Annotated in this window: 10 protein-coding genes; 6 read left to right on the forward strand and 4 right to left on the reverse strand. The window is 65.9% G+C overall.

The window, feature by feature from the left end; translation table 11 throughout:
- Positions 1-338 precede the first annotated feature (338 nt).
- A complete protein-coding gene (locus tag ACI1US_RS11780; RefSeq protein WP_461640639.1) occupies positions 339-4,079 on the forward strand; it encodes a phosphodiester glycosidase family protein in 3,741 nt (1,246 codons plus the stop codon).
- Between the two features lie 72 nt (positions 4,080-4,151).
- Here ACI1US_RS11780 and ACI1US_RS11785 read toward each other — a convergent pair whose 3' ends face one another.
- Both ACI1US_RS11785 and ACI1US_RS11790 read right to left on the reverse strand, forming a co-directional pair.
- On the reverse strand, positions 4,152-4,610 hold the full coding sequence (locus ACI1US_RS11785; protein WP_461640640.1) for a RidA family protein: 459 nt from the start codon (positions 4,608-4,610) through the stop codon (positions 4,152-4,154).
- Positions 4,594-5,217, reverse strand: coding sequence for a helix-turn-helix domain-containing protein (locus ACI1US_RS11790; protein ID WP_083506612.1), 624 nt, complete (start codon positions 5,215-5,217; stop codon positions 4,594-4,596). The genes ACI1US_RS11785 and ACI1US_RS11790 overlap by 17 nt, the downstream gene beginning before the upstream one ends.
- Before the next feature lie 389 nt (positions 5,218-5,606).
- On the opposite strand from ACI1US_RS11790, the gene ACI1US_RS11795 reads away from it, so the two are divergent.
- The 5 genes from ACI1US_RS11795 to ACI1US_RS11815 all read left to right on the forward strand — a co-directional run bounded on the left by ACI1US_RS11795 (position 5,607) and on the right by ACI1US_RS11815 (position 10,115).
- Positions 5,607-6,437 carry an amino acid ABC transporter permease gene (locus ACI1US_RS11795; protein WP_083506611.1) on the forward strand — a complete coding sequence of 277 codons (831 nt, stop codon included), beginning with the start codon at positions 5,607-5,609 and terminating at the stop codon, positions 6,435-6,437.
- Positions 6,434-7,225: an amino acid ABC transporter ATP-binding protein gene (locus ACI1US_RS11800; RefSeq protein ID WP_059059705.1), complete on the forward strand. Its 792-nt coding sequence runs from the start codon at positions 6,434-6,436 to the stop codon at positions 7,223-7,225. Before ACI1US_RS11795 ends, ACI1US_RS11800 begins: the two co-directional genes overlap by 4 nt.
- A gap of 80 nt (positions 7,226-7,305) precedes the next feature.
- Complete coding sequence (locus ACI1US_RS11805) at positions 7,306-8,217, forward strand: ABC transporter substrate-binding protein (RefSeq protein ID WP_461640641.1); 912 nt, start codon at positions 7,306-7,308, stop codon at positions 8,215-8,217.
- Entirely contained in the window at positions 8,214-9,146 is a 933-nt protein-coding gene (locus tag ACI1US_RS11810) for an acetamidase/formamidase family protein (protein ID WP_461640642.1), read from the forward strand. Before ACI1US_RS11805 ends, ACI1US_RS11810 begins: the two co-directional genes overlap by 4 nt.
- A gap of 15 nt (positions 9,147-9,161) precedes the next feature.
- A complete protein-coding gene (locus tag ACI1US_RS11815) occupies positions 9,162-10,115 on the forward strand; it encodes a phosphotriesterase family protein (RefSeq protein WP_461640643.1) in 954 nt (317 codons plus the stop codon).
- An 80-nt stretch (positions 10,116-10,195) separates the two neighbouring features.
- On the opposite strand, the gene ACI1US_RS11820 is transcribed toward ACI1US_RS11815, so the two are convergent.
- Together ACI1US_RS11820 and ACI1US_RS11825 are read right to left on the reverse strand one after the other, a co-directional pair.
- A complete protein-coding gene (locus ACI1US_RS11820; RefSeq protein WP_461640644.1) occupies positions 10,196-10,543 on the reverse strand; it encodes a hypothetical protein in 348 nt (115 codons plus the stop codon).
- Between the two features lie 38 nt (positions 10,544-10,581).
- The coding region (locus tag ACI1US_RS11825; protein ID WP_461640645.1) for a helix-turn-helix transcriptional regulator at positions 10,582-11,330 on the reverse strand (749 nt) is incomplete at its 5' end.

Below are 11,330 nucleotides of genomic sequence, written 5' to 3' on the forward strand. Positions count from 1 at the left end.
TGCGCGTGCCCGGCGGGCTCGAAGTCGGTGAATGGCTGCTGAACCCGGTCGGTGACGGAACTCGGGTGACCCACCGCATGCATCACAGCGGTGCGGTCTTCGCGCTCCTGCAGCGGCCAATGCGTCAGGTGCCCGGATGGCGGCTCGACCGGCTCGCACTGCGACTTCGGCAAGACTAAGTGCGTCTGCACTCCGGCCCCGCAACCCCCGCGGTCACCTACCGGTAACTCCCGGGCTACCTTGCCTCCCTACGCTGACCTGAGCGTCCGGCGGTCATTCAATTATCTCTGAGCTGCCGCATGCGCCTTCCAACACTGACGAAAGGTCTGCGGCAACTCGTGGCTTGGTTTAGACGAACTCCCCTGAAAACAACGCTCGCGGCCGGGCTCTGTCTCGGCATCGCTGTGAGCGGCATCGCCCTCGCACCCCAGTCCACCCTGACCGCAAGCTACGCGGTCCCCGACACGGGCGGCCTCGACCTCAGCGGCCGCGATTCGAGCCTGCTCCGCTCTGAGACCCGGCAGCTCGCCCCGGGACTGAAGGCAACAAGTTTCGACCGGCTGCAGGGCGAGGGGTGGGTGACGGGCGACGTGCTCGTCGCAGACCTTTCGACCCCCACGCTGTCGATGGACGTGCGCGACTCGGGCAGCCTCACGAAGCCCGCCCCCGTCACCGAGCACACCCTCGGCGATCACGCCGTGGCCGCGGTCAACGGCTCCTTCTTCGACATCAACAACTCCGGTGTCGCCCAGGGCACGAACGTCTCGTCGACTGAGGGCGTGAAGACCACGAGCGGATCACCCGTCGAGAGCTTCACCGTCAGCGAGGGCATCGCCGCGATCCAGGCGCTTGCCTCGGCCGCCACCCTCGATATCGCGGGCACCACCCACCCGGTGAGCACCGTGAACAACATCGGTATTCCTGCCGACGGCATCGGCTACTTCACGCCGATGTGGGGCGAGTACCCCATCTCGCGCGCCATCGGCGGGCCGGCGAACATCGACCCGAAGTTTCTCCGCGTGGAGGTCGCCGACGGCGTCGTGGCGCGCACGTCAGCCGACCTCGCCGAGATCTCGGGGCCGACCGCCATCGCTGGGGGATCGGGTGTCGTGCTCGCGCGCGGATCGGCCGTCGACCTATTCGCGGACGTGAAGCCCGGAGACCCGCTGCCCGTCACGGTCGCCGCCAGCTCTGACGTCGACCTCGCCATCGCAGGCAACCAGCGGTTGGTGGCCGACGGCGCAGTCGTCGGTGCCCCGGACAAGGGCGAGCCGCGCACCGCGGTCGGCGTGAGCGAGGACGGCAGCGAGGTCTACGTGGTCTCCCTCGACGGCCGGCAGAGCCACTCCCGCGGCATGGCACTCGACGAGCTCGGCGAGTTCATGGTCGAGCTCGGCGCGCACAACGCGGTGAACCTCGACGGTGGCGGATCCAGCACGCTCCTCGTGCGCGAGCCGGGCACAAGCGAGTTGAGCGTCGGCAACGCCCCGTCAGACGGGCACTTGCGCAGCGTACCCAACAGCCTCGTGTTCTCGTCGACCGCACCTGACACCGGTCTCGCTGACGTCATGGTGGCTCCCGAGTCGAAGCTCGACGACGCAGACGCGGTGTTTCCCGGCTTCTCGCGCACCGTCTCGGGCATCGGTCTCGACGCAAACCGCGGCGCACTCTCGGCCTCCGGCGAGTTCTCGGTCGCTGGCGAGAACGCGACGCTCACGCCGGTTGACGCAGACACGGCCAAGGTCACCGGGGTCGCCCCGGGCACCGCGCCCGTCACGTTCACGGCAGAGGGAAAGTCCGCGACGAGCGAGCTGCGCGTGCTCGGCGAGCTCGACCGGCTCCGCGCGAGCCAGAGCGTCATCGCTTTGGTGGACGAGAATGGCAGCGAGACGGTAACCATCACCGGCCTCGATAAGGACGGCTTCGGCGCGCCCATCGAGGCCTCGGATCTCACGGTCTCCGCCGGCGCAGACGTCGCTGTCGAATCACTCGATGGCACCACGTTCAGGATCACCCCGCGTGCGGCCTCGGGCGCCGCAACGGTGTCGTTCTCGGCGGGCGACCGTCGCGTCGACGTCGCAGTGACGATCGGCCTGGAGGAGGAGCCTGTCTCGGATCTCGCAAACGCGAAGGACTGGACCTTCCGCTCGGACCGTGCAACCGGTGCGCTCGAAGGGGCAACCGGGCCGAACGGCGAGGCCGGGCTGAAGCTCAGCTACGACTTCGCCTCGTCCACGGGCACGCGCGGCGCCTACGCCGTCGCACCCGAACCCATCGAGATTGCGGGGCAGCCGAAGGCGATCAAGATGTGGGTGCACGGTGACGGCAACAGCACCTGGCCGCGTCTCCAGATGAAGACCGGTGCGGGCACGACCATGAACATCGACGGCCCGCACACGAGCTGGACCGGCTGGCAGGAACTCACGTTCAACGTGCCCGTCGGAACCGCCTACCCGCTGCAGCTCGAACGGGTGCGCATGATGGAAACCTCGGCCGCCAAGCAGTACCAGGGCGAAACCATGTTCGCCGGTATCCGCGCCGTCGTGGCGCCCGAGGTTGACCAGCCGCAGGCGCCTGTCGTGCACGATCCGCTTGTCGTCACGAACGGAACGGTGGATCAGCGCGCGCAGCGCATCGCCGTGATGAGCGACGCACAGTTCGTCGCCCGCAACCCCGAGGGGCCGAACGTGCAGGGTGCGCGCCAGACGCTGCGCGAGATCCTCGCCGCGAAGCCCGAGATGTTCGTCATCACCGGCGACTTCGTCGACGAGGCGGCGCCCGAGGACTTCGCGCTCGCGCGTAAGATCCTCGACGAGGAAATCGGCGACAAGCTGCCCTGGATCTACGTGCCCGGCAACCACGAGGTGATGGGCGGCCCGATCGAGAACTTCATCGCCGAGTTCGGGCCGACGAAGACGAAGCAGCAGGTCGGTAGCACGCTCGTCATCACCCTGAACACCGCGAACGGCTCGTTCAACGGCTCGGACAAGCAGCAGATGCGATTCCTCGAAGACGCGCTCGCTGAGGCCGAGCGTGATTCGACGATCACGGGCGTGCTCGTGTTCGCGCACCACCCGGTCGACGACCCGAAGAGCAGCAAGGACAGCCAGATCTCGGACCGCATCGAGGCGAAGCGGTACGCAGATAGGCTCGCGGAGTTCCGCGCCGACACGGGCAAGTCGATCGCCTCAATCAACGGCCACGCCGGCGTCTTCCACGCGACCAGCCACGAGGGCGTCTCGACGTTCCTCAGCGGCAACAGTGGCAAGGGGCCGTCGAGCTCGCCCGACAAGGGTGGCTTCACCGGCTGGGCCATGCTCGGGATCAACCCGAACTCGGGGGTTGTCGGGAACGATCCGGCACCCGTGACGAGCCGCACGAACTGGCTCCAGGCCGAGGTGAAGCCCCGGGTCGACGAGCTCACGCTCGGTGCGACCGCGGCGGTCCCAGCGGCGATGACCGTTGGCGAGTCGGTGACCGTCGACGCCACGATCTCGCAGGACGGTGGGCGCATCGTTCCCGTGCACTGGCCGATGAGCGCGGTCTGGGGCGGCGACGCCGTCGTCATCGACGATGGATCGGTGGAGACCGACAAGCGCGGTGCCGCAGTGAGCGCGAGCGCGAGCGAATCGGCCGGCGAAAGCGTCGTCAGGTTCAACCCAGCAACCGGGGCACTCACCGCGACCGCCGCGGGTGAGGCGACCCTCGAGGTGACGGTGAACGGCGTGACGTCCGCGCACACGGTCACGGTCGCCGAAGATACGACCGGACCAGTGGATCCGGGCGATGGCGGAGACGGAGATGGTACTGACGGAGATGGATCCGGCGGAGACGGATCCGGCACCGATGGCGACGGCGGCCCCAACGGCGGCACCGGCGACACCGATGGCACTGGCACCGGCGCCGGCACCGACTCAGGCAGCGATGCAGCAAATGCACCCGACGCAGCGACCGATCCACAGCTCGCCAGCACGGGCGGCCCCGAACCTCAGTGGCCTCTCGCGCTCGGCATCATGAGCGCTCTGGTTGCCGCGGGCGGACTGCTGATGTTCTGGCGTCGGTCGTCGCTCCGCCGCTAAACCGCAGTATCCGCGCCAAGGCGCGGTGACTCTCGCCGTGGGTGTCAGCATGTCGCTGATGCCCACGGCGCGTTACACGGCAGCGGGGCCGGAAGCTGCGGCGGCAGCGAACACCGCGTCGATTTCGACGGCCACCCCGCGGGGGAGCGAGGCCATGCCAAGCGCCTTCCGCGTCGGGAGATCCTGATCTCCGAAGATCTCGCGCAGCAAGCCGCTCGCTCCCTCGGCAACTTCGCCGTGCTGCGTGAAGTCTGCGGTCGTGTTCACGCAGACGTTGAGCTGCACGAGCTGCAGGCCATCGAGCGTCCCGTTGTGCTCCCGCACCGAGTACAGCAGTCGCAGCGCTGCCTCCCGTGCGGCCTGAGCGCCCTGCTCGACGGAGAGGTCCGCGCCGACCTTGCCGAGCGTCAAGCTGGTGTGCCCGGAGGTGAAGATCAGGCCGCTGGCGCTCACACACTGGGACATGGTGGGGGAGCTCGGGCCGTCGGTCGCTCCGAGCGTCAGGGCGAGGGTGTCACGCGTGCTCGTCATCAGTGGTTCCTTCGCTTGCTCCGGTGGTGCTCGGTACGGTGACGGGGCTGACGATCCAGTGCACCTCGGCCACTCCGTCGCCGACGTTGACGGTGCGGTGCATCTGGGAGCTGCGGTACTCGATGGTGTCGCCAGCGTCGAGCAGGTGTGACCTGCCGTCGATCTGCACGTCGACCGAGCCGCGGATAACTGTCAGAAACTCTTGGGAGTCACCGTGGTTGTAGGGCTCGTCGCCGGTAGATTCGCCCGGATCGAATTCGCCGGCGAACATCTCGATGTGGGAGAGCGGGCGCGGGCTCAGCATGTATTTGCGGGCCCCGCCGTGGATCAGTTGGGGTCGGTCCGCGTGGCGCACGATGCGGGGGCCGGGCGGCTGGTCGGAATTGAAGAGCTCCGCGAGCGTCGTTCCGAGGGCCTCGGTGATGTCACGCAGCGTGCCGAAGCTCGCGCCGCAGGCTCCTCGCTCGAGCTGGCTGAGGAAGCTCGCGCTCACGCCGGACATATCTCCGAGCTGTGTCAGCGACAGCCGCCTAAGTTTCCGTATCTCACGGATGCGTGCGCCCAGCTGGGCATCCTCGTCCCCGGATTTGCGTTTTTGAGTACTCATCCCTTCGCATGTTACAGGTTTTGGGGAGCCGTGTCTGTACCCAAGATGTAGCGATGTTAAAAATAAATTGAAGCGGAACCTGCGCGGTGTGCGCTGTTTTCTGGGCCAAAACGTAGTCGTGGCCTGTGTTTTTGCGTGTCGATTCAAATCGTGATTCAAATTACTTGTAGAACTACTGAATTTCATTTACAGTGAATCCATCGACATTGCGGAGGCCTGAGGAAACCCTTTGGACAACGCAGGTGCGTCAACGTAGACGAAGCCCGGGCCGGGCTTGACCGAAAGGTGGCCGATTGAAAACCACATCCCCTCCCCAAGCTCCAGCCCCGGCTGGAACCGCACGGGACATCACCCCGTTAGAGATCGTCCCCCTGAAACACTACGGGCGAATGGTCATCGCGGCCGTCGCCGTGCTGCTTGTCGGCGGCCTGGTGTTCGCCCTCGTCACGAGCAAGAACCTCGACTGGAGCGTGGTCGGCCAGTACCTCTTCGCGCCGGTCATCATCGAGGGCGTCATCCTCACCGTGCAGCTCACGGTGCTCGCGGTGATCATCGGCATCGTGCTCGGCATTGTGCTCGCGCTCATGAAGCTCTCTGACAACCGCGTGCTCACCGTGCTCGCCGACCTGTACCTCTGGTTCTTCCGGGGCACGCCGCAGCTCATCCAGCTGATCTTCTGGTTCAACCTCGCGTTTCTCTTCCCCACCATCAGCCTGGGGTTTGTGAGCTGGGACACCAACGCGCTCATCACCCCGTTCATCGCCGCCCTCATCGGGCTGAGCCTGAACGAGGGTGCCTACATGGCCGAGATCATCCGCGGCGGTATCCTCGGCGTGCCCAAGGGGCAGCGCGAGGCAGCAGTCGCACTCGGCTTCACGCCGCTGCAGATGATGACCAAGATCATTCTCCCGCAGACGATGCGCATGGTGATCCCGCCAACGGGCAACCAGGCCATCGCGATGCTGAAGGTCACCTCGCTCGTGTCGGTCATCTCGGCTCGCGACCTGCTCACGAACGCGCAGATGATCTACTCACGCAACTACTACGTGATCGAGCTGCTCATTGTCGCAGCAGCCTGGTACTTGCTGCTCACCACGATCGCCACTCTGCTACAGAACCAGCTCGAAAAGAAGTACGCAGGGCGGAGCGGCAACACCGCCAGCCGCGGAACGAACCGGGGCCTGTTGAGGCGCCTTACCCAGATGGGAGCACAACGATGAACGCGACAGAGCGATCGGAAGTGGCCGAGCGGCCAATGGTGCAAGCCGTAGAGGTGCGCAAGAGCTTCGGCGGCAACGAGGTACTCCGCGGCGTGAGCATCGACGTGCAGCCCGGAACGGTGACCGCGCTCATCGGTCCGTCTGGATCGGGCAAGAGCACGTTTCTGCGATGCATCAACGACCTCGAAACATTCGACTCGGGCGATATCCTCGTTGACGGCGAGCGCGTCGCGTACCGGCGCGAGGGCACGAAAGCGTACGAGCTGAAGCCGCGGATCGTCGCAAAGCGGCGCGCGAAACTCGGAATGGTGTTCCAGGGGTTCAACCTGTTTGGGCACCTCACCGTGCTCGAGAACATCATGATCGCCCCCGTGCAGGTGCTCAAGCAGGACAAGAAGGTCGTCGAGCAGCGCGCTCTCGAGTTGCTGCGCAAGGTCGGCCTGTCGGACAAGCGCGATGCCTACCCCGATTCGCTGTCGGGCGGCCAACAGCAGCGGGTCGCCATTGCGAGGGCGCTCGCGATGGAGCCGACGCTGATGCTCTTCGACGAGCCGACCTCAGCGCTCGACCCCGAGACCGTCGGAGAAGTGCTCGAGGTCATGCGCACGCTCGCCAGCGAGGGCATGACGATGATCGTTGTCACCCACGAAATCGGCTTCGCGCGCGAGGTCTGCGATCAGGTCGCCTTCCTCGAAGACGGTGTCATCCAGGAGATCGGCCCGCCCGAACAGGTGCTTGATAACCCCACGCACGAACGAACCCAGCGCTTCTTGAGCCGCGTCATCTGACGCGCGACCGTAGCGCCCCCGCACCACTGAACCATCCCAACGGCGGGATAGCTCGCAACCCTCACGAGAAAGAACACATCATGCAACGAAACGCCACCTACCTGAAAGTAGCCATCCCGGCGCTGATGGTCGCAAGCCTGACGCTCTCGGCCTGTGCGCCGGCGGGTACCCCCGCAGCAGAAGAGTCGGCACCGGTTGACTCCGCGGCGGTCGTCGACGAGATTCGACAGCTGCTGCCTGAGGAGATCCTCAGCAAGAACACCATCAAGGTCGTGACCGACCCGTCGCAGGCACCGTACGAGTTCACCGACGACGACGACAACATTGTCGGCATTAACCCCGATCTCGCTGCGGAGGTCGCGGCCGTGCTCGGCGTCGAACTCGAGTGGTCGCGCTCCGACTTTGGGGGCCTCATCACCGGCGTCGCAACCAAGCGCTACGACATGATGAGCGAAGCAATGTGGGACACGGAGCAGCGCCGCGAGCAGATCGACTTTGTCGACAACCTCGTGTCCGCAAACAACATCGTTGTCTCCAAGGGCAACCCGCTCGGGATCAAGGACCTGCCCGACCTCTGCGGCAAGAACGTCTCCACCCTTGAAGGCAGCATGATGGTGGAGCTCTTTGAAGAGTTCCAGCCCGAGTGCGACGGCAACCCGATCAACGTGCTCATCGCGCCGACGACAGCCGACCAGCTGCTGTGGCTGTCGACCGGCCGCGCCGTCGCGACGATCGCGAACCCCATCGTCACCGAGTTCGGCATCGAGCAGGGCACCGCCCGCGACATCGAAGTGGTTCCCGGCGAGGGCTACCTCAGCAACAACTACGGCTGGGCCTTCCACAAAGACAACGTCGAGCTTCGCGACGCCATCGCCGCCGCCATTCAGCACCTCATTGACAACGGCGTCTACGACGACGTGATGGACAAGTGGAATGTCTCCGACAACAGCCGCCTCACCGAGGTCGAGATCAACAGCGAGATCGTGCAGTGACCGCGGATACGCAGGAGCTCGGCCCCTACGGGCGGATGTACGAGCTGACCCCGGATGCCACGATGGCCGGATCGGTCGTGCCGGGTCGCGAATTCACGGTGCACACGCTCGACTCTTCGGGCGGGCAGATCCGCACCGATGTCGACTACGGCGACCTCGACGCGAGCAAGTTCTTCCCGGTCGTCGGCCCGGTCGAGGTCGTCGGGGTGGAACGGGGTGACGTCGTCGAGATCGAGATTCTCGATATGCGCCTCGACCCCGTCGCGTACACCTGGACCAGGCCGGGGCTCGGGCTGCTCGGGCAGGACAGGTTCGCGGTGATGGCCGTCGATACCGAGACGCTTGAGCTCAGGCCGGGCGGCCCCGGCACCCCGGTGCTCGCCGCAGCACAGCCGAAGGCGCACGTGGGCGCGCTCGGCCTGCTCACCGATTCGGTCGAGCCGGCGCGCACGCTCGGGCACTACGGCGGCAACATTGATTTCAGCGCCGTCGGTGTCGGGGCGAAACTGTGGATCACGGCTTCCGTGCCGGGCGGCGGCTTCTTCATCGGTGACGTCCACGCGACGATCGGCGACGGAGAGGTCTGCGGCACCGGGGCCGAGACCGGCGCGACGGTGTCGCTCCGGCTCAACAGGCTTGCGGGGGCCGGGTCGATCCTGCCCACCGTCGAAGACGCTGACAGGCGGCTGTGGGTCATCGGCGTTGGCGCGTCTGTCGAAGAAGCACTGAAAGAAGCGACCGCCTACTGTGTAGCGCGGGTCGCCGAGCACGCCGGAGTCAGCAAGGATGAGGCGTACCTCTCCGTCGGACTGCTGTTGAATGTCAAGGTGTGCCAGGTCGTGAACCCGCGAACCAGCGTTGCGGTGTCGCTCGACGGCGGACTCGACCGGGTGCTCAGGGTCGCAGGATCCGAACGCGCAACCTCGTAGGTGAAAGGAACCGCAGTGAACCTCAGAACAGTGCTCGGTGATGTGAGCGTTGACCGTATCGACAGGGTGCTGCCGCACGAGCATCTGCTCTGCGACTTCAGCCCGGTGACGGGCGACCGCAATCACATCTTCAACAACCCCGAACTCGCTGTTCGCGAGCTCGGCTACATGAACGAGGATCTCCCGCCGGCTGCTGACAGGCAGCACGCGATCGTCGAGGTGACGCTCCGCGATCTCGGCCGTGACCCCGAGGGGATGCGCCGCATTTCGCGGGAGTCTGGCCTGCACGTGGTGATGGGCACGGGCTGGTACCTCGAGCCCTACTACCCCAAGCAGGTCTATGAGGTCTCCGCTGAGCGGCACGCGGCCCAGATGATTCAGGAAATCGAGGAGGGGGTGCTCGTCGCAGACGGGACGCGGATCCGCGCTGGTGTGATCGGAGAGATCGGCACACACGGCGGGACGCTCTCGCCTGCGGAGGAACGAGTGCTGCGCGCGGCCGGGCGGGCGTCAAACGCGACGGGTGCCGCGGTCACGACGCACGCCTTCATGTACCCGACCGGGGTCGATCAGCTGAGCATTCTCGAGGAGGAGGGGGTCGACCCGCGGCGCATCGCCATCGGGCACGTCGATACCTTCCTCGACCACTCATACCTCACGGGGCTGCTCAACCGGGGCGTGTACCTGCAATTCGACACCTGCGGTCGCGAGCACCTCATGCCCGATAGCCTGCGGGTGGAGATGCTCGTGCGCCTCATCGATGAGGGCTGGGCTGATTCGCTGCTCATCTCGAGTGATCGCTGCCACATGACCGACCTGAAGATTCGTGGCGGGCTCGGCTACTCGTGGGCCGTTGCGGGCTTCTGCGACCTGCTTCGTGCGGCGGGGGTTGCTGAGCCAGTGGTGGATCAACTCACCAGGGAGAACCCGCTGCGGTTGCTGACCGGGGTGCACTCCGCGAACCGGTAACAGACGCAACCGGTGCCGTTGGTGCCGCCCGAGCTTCAGGGGCGGCACCAACGGTGCTCTGCGGGAGGGCAGTGGCGGCCCTACCCGAGCGTGAAGCCGAGCAGCACGGCACTCGCACCCGCGGCGAGCACGCCAATAATGATCAGGAGCGTGCCGTTCCGGCGCAACTGTGCCGGATGCGCATGCGTCGGATCTGTGGGGTCGTAGGCCACGACGCAGGCACCTCCGTAGACCGCCCGCAGTACCTTCACTCGGGTCTGCCCGAAGCGTTCAACGCCGTCTGGGGTGCGGAACCGATACTGGTGCGACGAGAACCGCAGTGCCGGGCCGATCCACTCGCCCCGCACGGTCTCCCAGTGCTTGGGAACGAGCCTGCGAAGCCGGACTCCCGCGAGCACGACGAAGCCCGAGGCGATGATGAGCATCACGCACGCAATGTACACAGGAGCCTCCCTCAGATCGCGGCTTACAGCAGGCCGCGTTTAGCTGCGCTTTGGAGCGCCTCGGACTTCGACGAGGCCCCCAACTTGCGGTAGATGGTGCGCAGTTGGGACTTGAGCGTATTCAGCGTGACGAACAGTTCCTGCGTGATCGCTGGCCGCGACAACCCCTGCGCGAGGAGCCGAACGATCTCGAGCTCACGATCAGTGAGGTGCTGCTCGCGCGCTGGAAGCCGCTCGAAATACGCGTCAGGGGGAGGCGGTTGTTCGGGCCACCAGTCGAGGTGCGTACGGCCGACCTCAGCGACGTCAGCGGTGAAGAAGTAGATCTCACGGTCGCGGATCGGTTCGACGAGGTGCTGCAACTCCCGGAGCGCGTCGACCGCCGCCGCCTCATCGCCGAGCGTGAGGTGCGCTTTGGCCGCGATTGAGACGCGCCACAGTTCCGTGCGGCGCAGCTCGAGCGTTTCGCTTCGTACCGCCCACGTCAGCTGGACGGCCACCTGCGGGTCGCCAGCCCAGACCTCGAGCAGCGCGAGCGCGAGCTTTGAGATGAAGTGTGTGCTGTCGGCTGCGCTGATGAGTTCGCGCGCCTCGCGGGTGGCACCCGTGTAGAGCTTGTGGCAACCGAGCGCAAGGGGGAGCACGCTGCCAGAGAACCCTTCTCCTGGAATCCTCGGGAAGGGGAGCGCCTTCAAGCTCTCGAGTCGCGAAGGGATGCGGGAGTGGGCACCTGCTCGATCATGGACCTGGTACACCGCGAACACGTAGAACG

The sequence above is a fragment of the Leucobacter sp. BZR 635 genome, from assembly GCF_048061935.2.
GTDB lineage: Bacteria > Actinomycetota > Actinomycetes > Actinomycetales > Microbacteriaceae > Leucobacter.